Source organism: Agathobaculum sp. NTUH-O15-33 (assembly GCF_033193315.1).
In the GTDB taxonomy this organism is placed as follows: domain Bacteria; phylum Bacillota; class Clostridia; order Oscillospirales; family Butyricicoccaceae; genus Agathobaculum; species Agathobaculum faecihominis_A.
This window is the reverse complement of the sequence record NZ_CP136187.1, coordinates 992,450-1,009,457: the sequence shown is the minus strand read 5'-3', so window position 1 is coordinate 1,009,457 and position 17,008 is coordinate 992,450. Positions and strand designations below refer to the sequence as shown.

General features: G+C 59.2%; 14 protein-coding genes. 5 read left to right on the top strand and 9 right to left on the bottom strand.

Features of this window, described 5'->3' with window-relative positions; genetic code table 11:
- Nucleotides 1-12: 12 nt before the first annotated feature.
- Nucleotides 13-1,161 carry a Gfo/Idh/MocA family protein gene (locus tag RWV98_RS05140; protein WP_317864225.1) on the bottom strand — a complete coding sequence of 383 codons (1,149 nt, stop codon included), beginning with the start codon at nucleotides 1,159-1,161 and terminating at the stop codon, nucleotides 13-15.
- 80 nt (nucleotides 1,162-1,241) lie between these two features.
- Nucleotides 1,242-2,267, bottom strand: coding sequence for a LacI family DNA-binding transcriptional regulator (locus RWV98_RS05135; protein WP_317864223.1), 1,026 nt, complete (start codon nucleotides 2,265-2,267; stop codon nucleotides 1,242-1,244).
- A 386-nt stretch (nucleotides 2,268-2,653) separates the two neighbouring features.
- Here RWV98_RS05135 and RWV98_RS05130 point away from each other — a divergent pair, with 386 nt between their 5' ends.
- From RWV98_RS05130 to RWV98_RS05110, 5 genes are all read left to right on the top strand, one after another.
- Nucleotides 2,654-3,472, top strand: a complete 819-nt coding sequence (locus RWV98_RS05130; protein WP_280960936.1) for a sugar phosphate isomerase/epimerase family protein — start codon at nucleotides 2,654-2,656, stop codon at nucleotides 3,470-3,472.
- Between the two features lie 41 nt (nucleotides 3,473-3,513).
- Nucleotides 3,514-4,545, top strand: a complete 1,032-nt coding sequence (locus RWV98_RS05125) for a sugar ABC transporter substrate-binding protein (RefSeq protein ID WP_317864221.1) — start codon at nucleotides 3,514-3,516, stop codon at nucleotides 4,543-4,545.
- Nucleotides 4,546-4,631: 86 nt separating this feature from the next.
- Nucleotides 4,632-6,119, top strand: a complete 1,488-nt coding sequence (locus tag RWV98_RS05120; protein ID WP_317864219.1) for a sugar ABC transporter ATP-binding protein — start codon at nucleotides 4,632-4,634, stop codon at nucleotides 6,117-6,119.
- Nucleotides 6,120-7,070 (top strand): ABC transporter permease, encoded by a 951-nt coding sequence (locus RWV98_RS05115; protein ID WP_280960933.1) that lies wholly within the window; start codon nucleotides 6,120-6,122, stop codon nucleotides 7,068-7,070.
- 37 nt (nucleotides 7,071-7,107) lie between these two features.
- Nucleotides 7,108-8,037, top strand: coding sequence for an alcohol dehydrogenase catalytic domain-containing protein (locus tag RWV98_RS05110; protein WP_317864217.1), 930 nt, complete (start codon nucleotides 7,108-7,110; stop codon nucleotides 8,035-8,037).
- Between the two features lie 260 nt (nucleotides 8,038-8,297).
- Here the strand turns inward: RWV98_RS05110 and iolG are convergent, their stop codons facing one another.
- From iolG to RWV98_RS05075, 7 genes are all read right to left on the bottom strand, one after another.
- Nucleotides 8,298-9,314 (bottom strand): inositol 2-dehydrogenase, encoded by a 1,017-nt coding sequence (gene iolG / locus RWV98_RS05105; protein ID WP_280960931.1) that lies wholly within the window; start codon nucleotides 9,312-9,314, stop codon nucleotides 8,298-8,300.
- Nucleotides 9,315-9,342: 28 nt separating this feature from the next.
- The gene (locus RWV98_RS05100; RefSeq protein ID WP_317864215.1) at nucleotides 9,343-10,179 is read right to left on the bottom strand and encodes a sugar phosphate isomerase/epimerase family protein; all 837 of its coding nucleotides are present in this window, start codon (nucleotides 10,177-10,179) and stop codon (nucleotides 9,343-9,345) included.
- Nucleotides 10,180-10,439: 260 nt separating this feature from the next.
- Entirely contained in the window at nucleotides 10,440-11,915 is a 1,476-nt protein-coding gene (locus tag RWV98_RS05095) for an L-fucose/L-arabinose isomerase family protein (RefSeq protein WP_280960929.1), read from the bottom strand.
- 17 nt (nucleotides 11,916-11,932) lie between these two features.
- Nucleotides 11,933-12,574: a DUF4867 family protein gene (locus RWV98_RS05090; protein WP_280960928.1), complete on the bottom strand. Its 642-nt coding sequence runs from the start codon at nucleotides 12,572-12,574 to the stop codon at nucleotides 11,933-11,935.
- 11 nt (nucleotides 12,575-12,585) lie between these two features.
- Complete coding sequence (gene xylB / locus RWV98_RS05085) at nucleotides 12,586-14,109, bottom strand: xylulokinase (protein ID WP_317864213.1); 1,524 nt, start codon at nucleotides 14,107-14,109, stop codon at nucleotides 12,586-12,588.
- Between the two features lie 119 nt (nucleotides 14,110-14,228).
- The gene (locus tag RWV98_RS05080; protein ID WP_317864211.1) at nucleotides 14,229-15,386 is read right to left on the bottom strand and encodes a sugar ABC transporter permease; all 1,158 of its coding nucleotides are present in this window, start codon (nucleotides 15,384-15,386) and stop codon (nucleotides 14,229-14,231) included.
- A 3-nt stretch (nucleotides 15,387-15,389) separates the two neighbouring features.
- Nucleotides 15,390-16,907, bottom strand: a complete 1,518-nt coding sequence (locus tag RWV98_RS05075) for a sugar ABC transporter ATP-binding protein (RefSeq protein WP_280960925.1) — start codon at nucleotides 16,905-16,907, stop codon at nucleotides 15,390-15,392.
- Between the last annotated feature and the right edge of the window lie 101 nt (nucleotides 16,908-17,008).

Below are 17,008 nucleotides of genomic sequence, written 5' to 3'. Positions count from 1 at the left end.
TTTCATCTTATTTTAAGCTTCCGTTTGGCCTACCGGGACCCAAACGTTGCCCTTGGCGTTGGATTCGAGGCAAGCGTCGACAAATTCGATGCCGCGCACGCCGTCGTCGATGGTGGGATAGCGGAACGCGCCGGGGTCGCCGCCGGTCTTTCTGGCGAGCAGGTGGACGCAAAAGCCGCGGTACAGGTTGCCGAAGGCTTCATAGAAGCCCTCGATATGGCCGGAGGGCAGGCGGCACAGCTCCTTTGCCGCCGGGTACAGATAATCGCGGTTCGCGGTGTAGGTCTGCGGCGGCTGGTTGATGCGGGTGACGCGCAGCTCCCACGGGCGCAGATGACTCCACTCGATCGAGCCCTTTTCCCCGAAAATGCGCACGTTCAGCTCGGTTTCGTGCCCCATGGCGACCTGCGAAGTCCATAGCAGGCCGGGCACGCCGCCGTCAAAGTCCACCATCATCTGCGCGTTGGATTCAAGCGGCATCTCGGGCGGGATGCGGTCGAACCGCGCGATGACGCGCTTCGGGTGCAGGCCGGTCATCTGCGCGATCAGGCACTCAACGTGCGTGCCGATATCCGCGCAGCAGCCCGACGCGCCCGAGCGCGCGGGGTCCTGCCGCCAAGTGGCCTGCTCGGAGTGCTCGGCCACCAGCGATACGGCCAGCCATTCCTGCGGGTATTCGCCCTGAATGCAGGTGATCTTGCCGATCTCGCCCGCGTCGATCATCTCGCGCGCCTGCCGGACCATGGCGTAGCCGGTGTAGGTATAGGTCACGCCGAACAGCAGGCCGCGTTCCTTGGCAAGCCGTTGCAGCTCGCGCCCCTCTTTCGCGTTTAGGGCAAGGGGCTTGTCGCACATGACGTGGATGCCGTGCTCTAAAAAGCACTTTGCGATGGGGAAATGCGTGTCGTTCGGGGTGGTGATGGAGACAAAATCGATGCCGTCCTCCCGCGCCGCCTCGGCCTTTGCCATTTCCGTATAGCTGCCGTACACGCGGGCCGGATCGTTAACGTTCCACTTTTCCGCGACCGCGCGGTTTTTCTCCGCGTTGCGGGTAAAGCAGCCCGCCGCCAGCACCGCCAGATCGTCCATCAGCGCCCCGTGGCGGTGCACATCCCCGATGAAGCCCCCGCCTCCGCCTACCATGCCGAATTTCAGTTTCATGTCGTATCGCTCCTATCCTGTTGTTTTGATTGATGGTCCGCCGGGCGGCCTTTGCCGGTAATGCCGCCCGGCGAGGCCGTTCACGCTTTGTTTGCCCGGTCCGGCGGGGGCGCGGTCGTGCCGCGCTTCATCAGCCGGGCGCACAGGCGGGATTTCATCGCGCTGCCGCCCGGATCGTCGATCATGTCCTTGATACGCTTGACCGCCTGCTGGCCGATCGCCGCCTTCGGGCTGCGCAGGGTGGACAACGCCGGGTTTGCGACCGAGCAGACATAGCTGTCGTCAAAGCCCAGAATGGACAGGTCGCTCGGAATCCGGTAGCCGTGATCCTGCAACGCGCGCATCGCGCCCACCGCCAAAATGTCGTTATCCGCGATCAGCGCGGTCGGCAAAGAGGGTTTGCGCTCCAATATTTCATTCATCTGCTGGTACACCTTGCTCATAAACAGGTCGAGCATAAAAATATGCTCTTCCGCGACCGGCAGGCCAAGCTGGGCCATGGCCGCGCGGTAGCCGCGTTCGCGCTCGGGGATCGCGCCCGTATGCTCGGTGCTGTGCAGGTAGCCGATATCCGTATGGCCCAGCGCGTGCAGGTAGGAAACACCGGTGAAAATCGCCCCCATATTGTCCACGCCAATGGTGTTGATCGGCTCGTTGGGAAAATCCTCGTCGAGCACAACGAGCGGCACCGGGCAGCTTTCCAGAAGCGCGGCGCCTTCCGGCTCAAACTCGGTGGCGAACAGGATCACGCCGGCGGCGGTATTTTCCGCCCCCGCGAGCACCTCCGCCAAATTATCGCGTCCCGCGTTGGCAATGGACAGGTTAAAGCTCATCCGGCGCGCCTGATTTTCCACCCCGTCGAGTATCTGAATAAAAAAATCGTCCTTTACCTCCATCAAACGGCCCGAACCGCGATAGCGGACAAACAGCAGGTTGCCGATTACCCCTTGCCTTGCCGCCGGAGCCTTCAATTCATACCCGTTTTGATGGAGCAGATGTACGACCCGTTCCCGCGTTTCGCTTTTTACACCCGGTTTGTTATTCAAAACCAAGGATACGGTTGAAATGGAAACATTGGCTGTACGCGCTATTTCTTTGATATTCATAGCCGACCTCCAGTCTATATGCTTCCATTATACATGACTTACCTTTCAAAGTCGATATTTCCATAAAGGCGCAGGCGTGAAATACGTGCGCTGTCATGATCATGGAAGCGAGATTGTTTTCTTTTTTCATCATAACATGGTCGCCGTAAAAATCAAGATGTATTTTAATTTTTCTATTAAATTTTAATAAAATATCTTTTGTTTTTCGCAATGCGCACAGATTTTTTCGGTTATATTTGCATATAATCGCCAATTATCAGCAGATTCTATAATTTTTGCACAATTCTTATTGACACACTCTCTTTAAAATGATTTAATAAACCCAAGCTAAGTTTATAAGAATTTAATTAGAATTTCGATGACCGTATTCAAAAAGGACGAAATTTATGAGCGCTTTTAAATTCGGCATTTGTCAGTGGGCCTTTCCCATGCCCGGTCCCTACGCCCTGCGTACGGCCGCCGCGCTCGGCTTTGCGGGCATGGAACTGGATTTCGGCCCTTATGAACGATCGTATCCGCTTTCCAGCCGCACGATCCAGCGCGCTTATCTGGATATGGCCGCCGAGACTGGTATATCACTGCCCAGCATGACGGTAGACCACCTGAACCGCTTCGGCTTAACGCGGCCCATGGATTCCCGCGCCGGTATGATCTGCACGGACGGCGTCAAGCGCGGCATCGAGGCCGCCGCCGCAATGCAAATCCCCGTGGTTCAGCTGCCCAGCTTCAACGACGGCGCGATCCGCACGGAGCGCGATTTTTACAACACCTGCGAAAAGCTCAAGCTGTTTTGCGAGATCGCGGCGCCCTGCGGTATCACCATCGCCAGCGAAAACGCCTTGTCTGCCGCCGAAACGCTGCGTATGGTGCGTCAGGTCGGCTGTGAAAACTTCAAAATCATGTTTGATACGCAAAATTATTTTCTGCACGGGCGGCAGAACGCCGCCGCCATCCTCCGCGCGTTGCACCCTCACGTGGCGCAAATCCACTTAAAGGACGGCTATAACGGCAAGCTGAGCGGCTCGTTGCTCGGCGCCGGCGAAAGCGGCTTTTTTGAAACCGCCGCCGTGATTCGCGAAACGCGGTGCGCCGAATGGCTGTTGCTGGAAAATTACTACCATACCGAACCCCTTTGCCATTTGTGCGCCGATCCCTTCCAGATCGTCAAAAGAGACCTCGCCATTGCGCGCGGGACTTTTGAATAATCAGAAACCCGGAAACAACCGAAACGCAAGGAGGAAGAAAAATGAAACGCACCAACAAGAAAATGCTCTCCGCCATTCTCGCAGCACTCCTTTTGGCCGGTTTTTGCACCGGCTGCGGCTCAACGCCCCCCGCTTCGGACGGCGCCGATAACGGCGCGGAGGATACCGGCACCGCCGCCGGTTCGGGCGAGATCGCGCTGCTCCCTATGACGCTGGACAACGAATTTTACGTGGCCATGAAAAACGGTGCCGAGGAAAAGTGCAAGGAGCTCGGCTACACGCTGATCGCGCAGTCCGGCACCAGCCACGGCGACGCGGCCGAGCAGCTCCAACTGATGGAAACGATGATTCAGAAAAAGGTGAAGGCGATCATGATCACGCCGTGCTCGACCACCGGCATCATTTCGGGCATTAAAAAGGCAAACGAGGCAAACATCCCCGTCGTCATTCTCGATACCGAGGTGGACCGCGAAGCGCTCGACAAGCAGGGCGCGCACACACTGACCTACATCGGGTCGGACAACTATAACGGCGGCAAGGTCGCGGGAGAATACGCTAAAAAGGTAGCCGATGAAAAGGGCAAGACGCTCAACGTCATCATCCTCACCGGCGTGCCCGGACAGGAAAACATGGAACTGCGCAAGCAAGGCTTTATCGACGCGGCGGGCGATTCGGTGAATATCGTCGCCTCGCAAAATGCCGATTCCGATTTTAACAAGGGCTACGATGTGATCACCAACCTGCTCACCTCCAACAAGGATGTGGACTTCATCTATTGCTGCAACGATATGATGGCGCTGGGCGCGCTGCGCGCGACCAAGGAAGCAGGTCTCACCATCGATATTTTGGGCTTTGACGGCATCACCGACGCGTTCAAATCCATCGAGGAAGGCGGCCTATGCGGCTCGGTCGCACAGAAGCCCGCCGATATGGGCATAGAGGGCGTTACACTGGCAGACCGCTTTCTCAAAGGTGAAACGGTAGAGGAAAAGGTAAACACCGACCTTGAAGTCGCGGACGCTTCCAACGTGGAAGAATGGATGGCCTATGCCGCCAAATACAGCGGTAAATAAAAACCGAAACGGAAAGCGCGGGCCGGGTGCGCGGCGCAAGGCCCGGCCCGCGCTCTACCATTCTGATACCGGCAAGGAGTGCGGATATGGACAACATTCTGGAAATGCGCGGCATTACAAAAATATTCCCGGGCGTGGTCGCGCTCGATCATGTGGATTTTGATCTTCGGCCGGGCGAGGTCCATGTGTTGCTTGGCGAAAACGGCGCGGGCAAATCCACACTGATCAAAATTCTCGCGGGCGCGTATACGCCCACCGAAGGCACGATCCAGCTGGAGGGCCGCCCCGTCGCCATCGAGCGGCCCAAGGACGCGCTCCGTCTGGGCGTGCGCATCATCTATCAGGAACTGATGGTGAACGAGTACATTACCGTGACGGAAAACATATTTCAAGGCCGCGAGCTGAAAAAACACGGCCTGATCGATTGGAAGGAAATGCACCGGCAGGCGGGCGCGTTCCTAAGCGACCTTGATTACGATCTGGACCCCCGCGCGCTGGTGCAAACGCTTGGCATTGCGAAAAAGCAGATCGTTGAGATCGTCAAAGCGGTTTCCAGCCAGTGTAAGATCATTGTATTTGACGAACCGACCGCATCCCTATCTCCCAAGGAGATCGAAACGCTGTTCGGCATTATCCGCAATTTAAAAAGCAAGGGCATCGGCATCGTCTATATTTCGCACCGCATGCCCGAGCTTTACGAGATCGGCGACCGCGTAACCGTGCTGCGTGACGGCAAAAAGATCGAAACGCACAGCATTTCGGACGTCACGCCCGAACAGCTCGTCACCATGGTGTCCGGCCACAAGGTCGAGGAGCGGGTGAAGCAAAGCTTCTCGACCGATGAGATCGTGCTGGACGTGCAGCGCATGCCTACCGTACTGAACAAACAAGAGGGCATCAGCTTTAGCCTGCACCGGGGCGAAATATTGGGCGTGACCGGTCTGGTAGGCGCGGGCAAAACCGAACTGGCCCGCTCGCTCTGCGGCATCGATAACCTTGGCCCGCGCCAGATCACCCTGCACGGAAAACCGCTTCCGGTCAAAAATTACACAGAAACCGTAAAAAACGGGATCGCCTACCTCAGCGAAGACCGGCGCGGCGAAGGGCTCGTTCTGATCCGCTCGATCGCGGACAACATTTCTCTGCCAACCATGGACAAGGTGCGTTCGGGCTGCCTGATCGATCAGCAAAAGGAAAGCCGGATCGCCCGTGAGTATATCGAAAAGCTGCGTATCCGCACGCCGGGCGAAAACGCGCTCGCCATGAATCTGTCGGGCGGCAACCAGCAAAAGGTCGTCATTGCCAAGTGGCTGCTGCGCGACGCCGAGATCCTGATTTTCGACGAGCCGACGCGCGGCATCGACGTGGGCGCGAAGGAAGAAATCTACCGCATCATGTTCGATCTCGCGGCGTCGGGCAAGGCGATCATCATGATCTCCTCCGATATTGACGAGATCCTCCGCGCGGCCGACCGCGTGATCGTTTTGAAGGACGGCAAGAAATGCGCCGAACTGACCGATGTGCGCAAGCTGACCAAGGATACGATTTTGAACTATTCGTTTGGGGTGAATTAAATGGCTAAAAGCAAGGTTTCCCTTTCCAATATGGTGCTCAGCTACGGCATTTACATTGCGTTTGTCATCATTTGCATTGTGTTCGCCTTTCTCAATCCGGACTTCTTTTCCCTTGGCAATATTCAAAACATTCTGATTCAAGCCTCGGTCATCGGCATCGTGGCGATCGGCCAGACGCTCGTCATTCTGACCGGCGGCATCGATATTTCCGTCGGCCGTCTGATGGGCACGGCGGGCATCCTGATCGGCGTGTTCGCCACGCGCGGCGTCGGCATTCCCGGTCTGGCGCTGATCGGCATTGCGTGCGGCGTGTTGGTCGGCGTGGTGAACGGCTACTTGATCGGCTACATCCGTATCCCGGCCTTTATCACCACGCTGGGCACGCAGGGCATCTGCTACGGCATATCCCTGATCATCTCGCAGGGCATGCCCTTTTCCGAATTCCCCACCGGGTTCGACTGGATGGGCACCGCGAAGCTGGGCGGCGTCTCGTTTCTGCTGCTGCTGACCGTCGCCCTTTACATCCTGTTCTGGATTTTCTCCGTCAAGACCAAAACCGGCCGCTATATTTATTCGATCGGCGGCAACCGGGAAGCCGTGCGCCTATCCGGCATCAGCACCTCGAAATACGAAATGATCGCCTACGTGCTCTGCGGCCTGCTCGCCGGCGTCGGCGGCCTGCTGATGACCTCGCGCCTGAACTTCGCTTCCCCCTCCGCCGGTGAAAACTATGAAATGGAGACCATCGCGGCGGTCGTGATCGGCGGTACGATGATGACGGGCGGCTCGGGCAGCGTGCTGAAAACCAGCATCGGTGCGGTTTTGCTGTACGTGCTGAAAAACGGGCTGACGATCAACAACGTTTCCCCCTATTATCAAAAGCTCGTGACCGGCGGCATCATCATTCTCGCCGTGTTTCTGGATACCATGAAAAATAAGAAAAAGGGGTAATCTTACCCGTGCATACCGTTTAGGAGGTGTCTTTTCTATGTCCACCATGCTTGCCGCCGTATTTGAAGGCAACGGCGTACTGAACGTGAAAACCGTGGAAAAACCACGGGTGACAAAGCCGGACGACGTACTCATCCGCGTGGGCGCGGCCAGCATTTGCGGGTCCGACCTGCATGTACTGCACGTGCCGCCCGGACAGCACGCCGATCCCGGCGTGATACTGGGCCATGAATTTTTCGGCTTCGTGGAAGAGACCGGGAGCGCGGTCACGCGCTTTCGCCCCGGCGGCAAGGTCGTGGTCGATAACATCATGAAATGCCATACCTGCGCCTACTGCACCACCGGCATGGACAACCTGTGCCCGAACGCGGTTATCTTCGGCCAGCAGCGAAACGGCGGCTTTGCCCAGTACTGCGTCGTTCCCGAAGCGCAGCTGATGGATATGCCGGAGGCCATCCCCTCCTATCTCGCCGCGATGACCGAACCGCTTGCCTGCGTGATGAACGCCATGCGCAAGCTGAACCCCACCCCGGCGGACACCGTGGCCATTTTCGGCATGGGGCCGATCGGCCTGACCTTTATCCGCGCGATGAAGCTGTACGGCGTGCGCCGTTTGGCGGTATGCGAAATGTCCGCCGTGCGCAGGCAAAAAGCGCTGGAATGCGGCGCCGATCTGGCGATCGACCCGGCCCGCGAGGACGTGCAGGCCATTCTGCTGCGCGAATGGGGCGAGACCTGCGATATCGTGGTGGACGCGGTCGGCGTCGGCCCGGTGTTCGGGCAGGCGGTCGGGCTGCTGAAATGCGGCGGCAGGCTGCTGATCTTCGGCCAGAACGCCAACGCGGTCAGTCAGGTGCCCCCCGCCGTGATCGTCCGCAACGAGCTTACCGTGATGGGCTCCTACTGCGCGCACAACACCTTTCCCCTCGCGATCAAGCTGCTCGAAAAATCCCGCGCTGGAGCTTGACCGCATCATCAGCCACAAGCTGGAACTGAAAGACATCGTGCGCGGCATCGAGCTGCTGAACGCCCAGCAGGCCAGCCGGGTCATCATCTACCCGAACGGCATTAACGACTGACCATCTCTTCTTCTTTTTCTCCTACATAAGACCAAAGCCCTCCGTTTGAGAGGGCTTTGGTCTTGTAATGTGCTACCCACACACCACGATTTAGAAAGCCGCCGCTCCCCTTTGCGACCGGGGAGCGGCGGCTTTTAATTAGATTGTCTTACAGAACTTCGCTCAGCTTGACCGAGCGGCCTTCGTGGAAGGACTTCGCGGCGGCCATGGCAATGGCGACCGGCATCAGCCCGTCCTTCGCGCCGACAAGCGTTTCCGTATCGTTCTGGATGGCTTCGACAAAGTCCTTGGCCTCCTGAATGAACGCGTTGTTGTAGCGCTCTAGGAAGAACCAGGTGGGCTTGGCGATTTCCACGCCCTCGGCGGTGGAGATCATGGCCTGATCGTCCAGATCGTTCGAGACCTGCACGCAGCCCTTGTCGCAGTGCACCTCGGTGCGCTGATCGTAGCCGTAGTGCGAGGCGCGGCTGTTGTCGATCACGCCGATGGCGCCGTTTTCAAACTTGAGCATGATGATGGTGGTATCCACATCGTCATACTTTTCATAGCCCTCGCCCGAAAGCGCCGCGCCGTACGCGCAGACCTCGGTGACCTCACTGCCCGCCAGATAGCGCGCCATATCGAAATCATGAATGGTCATATCCATAAAGATGCCGCCCGAGGTGGCGATGTAGGACATCGGCTGATGATCGGGATCGCGCGAGGATACCTTGACGATGTGCGGCTTGCCCAGACGGCCGGACGCGACGACGTCGTGCACCTTCTTATGGTTATGGTCAAAGCGGCGCACAAAGCCGACCTGCAGCTTGACGCCCGCCTTTTCCACCGCGTCGATCGCTTCGCGGATCTTGCCCAGATCGGTATGGATCGGCTTTTCGCAGAACACGTGCTTGCCCGCGGCGGCAGCGCGTGAGATCATCTCCGCGTGCGCGTCGGTCGAGGTGCAGACGAATACCGCGTCGATCGCGGGATCGGCAAAGATATCCTGCGGGTCCTTAGAGCACTTGGTGATGCCCAGCGCGTTGGCAAACGCCACCGTGTCGTCGTTCAGAAACGGGTCGGCAATGGCGACTACCTCCGCGTTCGGCACGGCCTGTACCAGATTCGTGATGTGCAGGCGGCCGATACGGCCCGCGCCCAGTACGCCGATTTTCACTTTTTCCATTTCATTTTCCTCCTATTGTCAAACAAGCTTATGCTTTTAAAAACGGCGCGCAGCATGCCGCGCCCATTTTGATGACTTCTTCCGCGTCCATGGCCCAGTATTCCGGGCGGAACAGTTCCAGACACGCGGGGCCGTCGTAGCCGATTTCGCTCATCACGCGCGAGATATCCGCGACCGGGATGCAGCCCTTGCCGGGCATGATGCGGTGGCAGTGATCCAGCACGCGCAGCGGCAGGTCTTCGCAGTCGTTGATGTGATACACAAAGATCTTTTCGGCCGGGATCTTGCGCAGATATTCAAGGTCCGCGCACTTGTCATGCATGTAGAAATTGATGCAGTCGACCGTGAGACCCACGCTGTCGCGATTAACCGCCTGCACGATCTCCCACGCCTGACGCATCGAATTGCAGCACCAGCGGCGGTCGCCGATGGGCTCAAACGACAGCTTCACGCCGTAAGGCTCGGCGATATCGGCCAGCCGGTTCAAAACCTTGACCGAATCCTCGAACACCTCGGCCTCGGTCTTGCGGTCCATGTCGGGGCCCATGGTGGGCACGACGATCATGTACGGATTGCCGATGGCCTCGGCGGTCTTGCAGCCGAAGGTGAACAGGTCGACGAGCTTTTCCCACTGCTCCGGCGTGTTGAAGTTGATATCCTCGATGGAGTTGAAGGCGAACGGCTTTAAATGGCTGCCCGCGAAAAACGCCTTAAGGTCATCCATCGTATGGTTTTCAAAATATGCCTTGAGCATGTCTAGGCGCAGTTCAATATAATCGTAGCCGTACTTTTCGCACAGCGCGAGGTCACGCTCAACCGTAGAATTTTCTTTACAGGTGGCCTCGTTAAATCCAAGTTTCAGCATAGCTTACAACCCTTCTTTTTCAGTATTGTCCAAGATGCGCGCGCGCCTGAAATGATGCTTCCCATGCCGGCCGCGGCTGCGCTTGCAGCCGCGGCCGCGCACAGGAAAAAGAAAAAAGAAAAGAGAGAAAGAATCGAAACCGAACCGGAATGCCGTGCGGCAACGAAACGCATCAGGATACCATTATTATATCGCTTTACCGTTTTATTTCCATGCCTTTCTTGCGCGCTTTGGGAGCGCGGCACGGTTTTCAGCGGCCTTTAGCGAAACGGATTTTCCGTCGGATATGGCAGGCTTGCGGGGCGGTTATAGGCGATATCCTGCACGCCGAGGTATTTGAACACCTCAAACAGTGCCTTGCCGTAATGCCCGAAGGCCACCGCGCCATGATGCGGATATTGCTTTTCTATCAGCACGTGGCGGTAGAAGCGGTCCATTTCCGGAATGGCGAACACGCCGATCGAGCCAAAGGACTGCGTCGGCACATCCAGCACCTCGCCCTCGGCCACATAGGCGCGCAGTTCGGTCGAGGCCGTGGATTGCAGGCGGTAAAACGTGATATCGCCCGCCTTGAGGTCGCCCTCCATCGTGCCGCGCGTGATGTCCGGCTCCGCCAAATCGGGCTCCAGATCGCGCTTCATGATCAGCTGGTAGCCCATGTGCGGGTCGCGCAGCAGGCTCGGGCAGGTGTTGCCGCAGTGGAAGCCCATGAAGGTCTCGCGGTGGCGGTAAGGCGACTTGCCCGCGATGCTTTCCTCATACATGGACGCGGGCACCGAGTTGTTGATATCCAGCAGCGTGACTTCCTTGCCCGAAACGCAAACGCCGATATACTCGGACAGAGCGCCGTAAATATCCACCTCGCACGACACCGGGATGCCCCGTCCGGTCAGCCTTGCGTTGACATAGCAGGGCACAAACCCAAACTCCGTCTGAAACGCGGGCCAGCACTTGTTGGCAAAGGCCGCGTATTGGCTCGCGCCCAGATGCTCGGCCATCCAGTCCTCCAGCGTCAGCTCGTACTGCGCCAGACGCGGCAGGATGCCGCTGAACTTGCTTTCCCCGTTGCCGGCCTCCGCCGCCATTTCGGCCATCTTGGCCGGGATGCGCGGATCGTCCTTGTGCTTGTTGTAGGCCACCAGCAGGTCGAGCTCCGAATGCTCCTCCACCGCCACGCCCAGATCGTACAGCGCCTTGATCGGCGCGTTGCACGCGAGGAAGTCGTTCGGCCGCGGGCCGAAGGCAAAGATCTTCAGGCCCGCCAGACCGACCAGCGCGGTCGCGACCGGCAGGAATTCCCGAATCTGCGCCGCCGCTTCCCCGGCGGTCGCGCAGGGGTAATCCGGTATGTACACGCGCTTGCCGCGCAGGCCCAGATTGTACGAGGCGTTCAGCATGCCGCAGTAGGCGTCGCCCCGGCCATCGTGCAGGTCGCCGTCGCCCTCGGCGGCCGAGGTGTACATGATCGGCCCGTCGAACCAGTCCGCGATCAGGGTCTCCGGCGTTTCCGGCCCGAAGTTGCCGAGGAAAACCACCAGCGCGTTAACGCCCGCGGCCTTCACATCGTCCACCGCCCGTTTCGCGTCCGCTTCGGTCTCCACGCACACCGGGCATTCATACAGCCCATCACCGTAGGCTTTGACCACGTTCGCGCGCCGTTTTTCCGAAAGCGCGATCGGGAAGCAGCCGCGGCTGACCGAGATAATGCCCATTTTTATTACCGGGATATTGTTCATTTTTTATTTCCTCCGTTCTAAAGATCGGATGCAATATCCAAATTTTCACCGGTCAGGCCCACATACGCGCCCTGCCCGGCTTCCGCGCTGTCCGGGTGGGCGAGCAGCCATTTATTGTTCGCCCAAAGTCGACGGTCCTCTTCCCCGCCCCCGGCCATCTGCGCGGGCTTTTCCGTATTGGTGCCGCGCGGCAGCACGACCGCCACGCGGAAACCCTTGCCGCGCGCGCCGTCGCACGGCGCGTAGTGCAGCGTGGTCGCATACAACTCCACCACCGCGCCCGCCGGCGCGCGGAACGCTTCCACCCTGCCGGTGGAAAGCTTGCCGCCCTTTATCTCCTGCTGGCGCGCGAGCAGAAAGACCATGTCGTCGTCCGGGATGTTAATTTCGCTCGATCGGTGGTATTCCAGACAGTTCAGCTTGGTATTCGTTCCGTTGCAGCAGCCGATCTGGATCGGCTGGCCGCCGTACACGCTGTTTTGCAGAATTCCAAACACCGGCAGCTTTTCCAGCGCCGCGACCGAGGGCTCGTACAGGGTGCCCGCCTCCGGTTTTTCGGTCTCGCGGCGCAGGGTCTCGCGCAGCTCGCTCACATTGACGCCGCTTACCACGCGCCCATAGGGCGCGAAGGCTTCGCTGAATACGCTTTGCAGTTCCATGTCTCGCCTCCTTAAAGCTTTGCCAGCGCCGCGTAGCTATCGCGCAGCGCGGGATAAAGCGAACGGTATACTTGATAATACGCCTCGTAACGCCCCGCGGCTTCCGCTTCGGGCCGGAGCGGCGATTCGGTGCGAATGACCGCTTCGCACGCGGCGGGCACGCTTTCATACAGCCCCGCGCCCACGCCCGCGAGCAGCGCCACGCCGAGCGCCGGGCCCTCGCGGCTCGCCGCGGTCGATACCTCGCACCGCAGCACGTTGGCCAGCATGCCGCGCCACAGGGGCGACAGGCTGCCGCCGCCGCAGGCGACGATGCGCTCGCTCGCCACGCCCATTTCGCGCAGGATCTCCGCGCAGTCGCGCAGCGAATAGGTCACGCCCTCCATCACGGCGCGAATCATCTCCGCCCGCGTGTGGATGGCCGAAAGGCCGACAAACGCGCCCCGGCAGTCCGGGTCGAGATGCGGCGTGCGCTCGCCCATCAGGTAGGGCAGGAACAGCAGGCGTTCCGCGCCGATGGGCACGGCTTCCGCCATTTGGTCCATGAGCACATAGGGGTCGATCTGCCGCTCCTTTGCCATTTCAATGATGTCCCCGCAGAGCTGGTTGCGGAACCATTGCAGCGAAGCCCCGGCGGCCAGCGTGACGCCCATCACGTGCCACGCGCCGGGAACCGCGCAGCAGAAGGTGTGCACCCGGCCCGCCGGATCGATGGAGAGCTTATCCGTATGGGCGAACACCACGCCCGAGGTGCCGATGGTCGCAAAGGCTTTGCCGTCCGTGACAACGCCGGTTCCCACGGCGGCGGCCGCGTTATCGCCCGCGCCGCCGACGACGATGGTGCCCGCCGCAAGGCCGGTCTCCTCCGCCGCCCGCTTCGTCACCGTGCCGGTGACCTCCGGGCTTTCGTAGACGCGGCAAAGCAGGTCCTGATTAATCCCCAGCTTTTGCAGCACCTCGTCCGACCAGCGGCGGTGCGGCACGTCCAAAAGCCCCATGCCGGAAGCGTCCGACACCTCGGTCGCGTACTCGCCCGTGAGCTTTAAGCGGATATAGTCCTTGGGCAGCAGGATGCGGCGGCATTTCTTGAACAGCTCGGGTTCGTGCCTCCGCACCCAGAGAATTTTGCCCGAGGTAAAGCCCGTGAGCGCCGGGTTGGCGGTCAGCTCGATCAGGCGGCTTTTGCCGATGGTCTCGTGAATCTCGTCGCACTCCGCCGCCGTTCGCTGGTCGCACCAGAGAATGGCCGGGCGCAGCACCTCGTCGTGCTCGTCCAAGAGGACGAGCGAGTGCATCTGCCCGGAAAGGCCGACGCCGCGAATGCTCTCCGGTTTGGCGCCGGATTCGCGCAGCACGCCGCGGATGCCCTGCACGGCGGCCCGCCACCAATCGCGCGGGTCCTGCTCGGCCCAGCCGTTTTTCGGCTGCGCCATCGGGTATTCATAGGTTTTAGACGCGACCAGCTTGCCCGCCGTATCGAACAGCGCCGTCTTTGTCCCCGAGGTGCCGATATCGATGCCAAGAAGATACTCCATTCCTACACCCCTCTCGTTAAACAACCGATCGGATACGCCCGTTATGGCATAAGGACGCTGTCACAGTATTCCTGAAACAGCGTCCCCCCGCCTGGAACGGTATGTTCCAAATCGTATTTTTATTTGCCCTTCTTCTGCGTCTGCGTATCGAACCAAACAGCGGCCACCAGAATCAGGCCCTTGACGATGAACTGCCAGTAAGCGTCAAGGTTCATCATCGACATGCCGTTGTCAATCGACATCATGATCACGGCGCCGAGGATCGCGCCCGCGACCTTGCCCACGCCGCCGGTCATCGAGGTGCCGCCGATAACGGCCGCCGCGATCGCGTCCAGCTCATAGTTGCCGTTTGCCGCCTGCGCCGTGCCGCCGTTCAGACGGGCGGTGTAGATCACGCCCGCGACCGCGCACAGGAAGCCGTTCAGGCAGTAGACCACGGTCAGGTTCTTTTTTACATTGATGCCGGCGTAGCGCGCCGCGGAGATATTGCCGCCGATCGCGTAAACGCTGCGGCCAAAGGTGGTCTTCTGCGAAACGAAGGTGAAGATGACGACCACGATCGCCATGACGAGCACCGGGATCGGAATGCCCTTGAAGGAGTTTAAGATGTACACCGCGACCAGAACCAGCGCGCAGAAGATGAGCCAGCGGACGATCATTTCGCCCATGGTTTCCTGCAGGCTGTTGTACTTCTTCTTGGCGCGGCGCTTGTTCAGCTCAATGCCCAGCATGGCCACGCAGGCGATGACCGCGATGACCCAGCCCCACAGCGGCAGCACATACGCGGTGCCCCAGAACTTGTAGGATTCTTGGAACGGCGCGACCGTCTGGCCGCCCGTGACGGCCAGCATGCCGCCGCGGAAGATCAGCTGCGCGCCCAAGGTGACGATAAAGGGAGCGATGCCGGTGTAGGCGATCAGACCGCCTTCAATCAGGCCGATGACCGCGCCCAGCACCAGACCGATGGCGATCGTCGCGATCGTGGGCAGGCCGAACCATACTTGGCAGGCCGCCATGATACAGCCGACAAAGCCCATGACCATACCGGCCGACAGGTCGATACCGCCGGTGACGATGACGAGCGTCATGCCGACGCCCATAATGCCGGTAAACGCCGCCTGACGGATCAGGTTGGACAGGTTACGGGTGGTGATGAAGTTGCCGCCCGTTGCCGCGGTAAAGCCAACCCACAAAACGATCAGCACAATGACCATCGTCAGGGTGCGGATATCAAGCTTGCCGCTAATCGATTTCTTTTTTGTATCTGTACTAGACATAGTTTAGCCCCTCCCTACTGCTGCGCGCATCAGTACTTCCTGTGTCGCTTCCGCGATCTCAAACTCGCCGGTGACCTCGCCGCCCGCGACCGTGATAATGCGGTCGCTCATGCCGAGGATCTCTTCCATTTCGGACGAGATCATGATGATCACAACGCCCTTTTCGACCAGCTCGTTCATGATTTTGTAGATTTCATATTTTGCGCCGACGTCGATACCGCGCGTCGGCTCGTCAAGGATCATGACCTTGGGCTCGCTCATCAGCGCCTTGGCCAAAACGACCTTTTGCTGGTTGCCGCCCGAAAGCGTGTTGACCGCCACCTCGATCGAAGGCGTCTTGGTGCGGATTTCTTCGACATACTTGGTGGTATACGCCACCTCGGCGTCCTCGTTGAGGATGCCGAATTTCGACACCTTGTCGAGCGAAGCCAGCGTGGTGTTTTCCTTAATGCTCATGATCAGGTTCAGACCCAGCTTTTTGCGGTCCTCCGTGACCAGAAAATAGCCTGCGTTCAGCGCGTCGATCGGGTTTTTGATTTCGACCTTTTTGCCGTCGATATAGACCTCGCCCCTGCCCTTGGTGCGGAACGCGCCGTAAACGGCGGTGAATAGCTCGGTTCGTCCGGCGCCCATCAGGCCCGAAATACCGAGGATCTCGCCCTTATACGCTTTGAGGCTGACGTTCTGGATCAAATCGCGGCCCGGGATTTCGGGATGCGGCACCGTGAAGTTCTTGATCTCAAAGCCGACCTCGCCCCGGGTATGCGGGACGCGCGGGAACAGGTTGGTCATTTCGCGGCCTACCATGAGGGAGATCATCGTATCCTTGTCCATGTCCTTGCGGGCGCGGGTCTCGATGGTCTGGCCGTCGCGCAGGACGGTGATATCGTCGCACAGGCGCATGATCTCGTCCAGACGGTGGGAGATATAGATACAGGTAACGCCCTGCCGGCGCAGCTTATCCACCATGTCGAGCAGGATGTCTACCTCCGCTTCGGTCAGCGAGGCGGTCGGCTCGTCGAGCAGCAAAAGCTTGACGTCGCGCGAAAGCGCCTTGGCGATCTCGACCAGCTGCTGCTTGCCCGTGCCGAGGTTGCGGACCAGCTCGTTCGGATTCGTATCCAGACCGACGCGCTTCAAAAGCTCGACCGTTTGATAATAAAGCTTATCAAAATCGATCACGCCCATCTTGCTCGGCTGGTTGTTGATAAAGATATTCTCGGACACGCTCATATCCGGCACCAGATTCAGTTCCTGATGGATACAGGCGATACCGGTCCGTTCCACGTCCTTGATGCTGCGGAATTTGCATTCCTGACCGTCGAACAGCACCTTGCCGTCGTACGTGCCGTTCGGATAAACGCCGCTGATGATCTTGATCAGCGTGGATTTACCCGCGCCGTTCTCACCGACCAGCGCGTGCACATGGCCGCGCTGCACATCAAAGGTAACGTTGTCCAGCGCTTTCACGCCGGGGAATATCTTTGTAATATTTTGCAGCTGCAAAATATAATCTGGCATAGTAACACCCCCAAATTCACAAAATACGTCCTGTCTCCGCGAAGGGCGCGGAGTTCTTTTGGGAAAAAGAGCGGGGCACATGGTTGCGCGTCGCAGCCGTG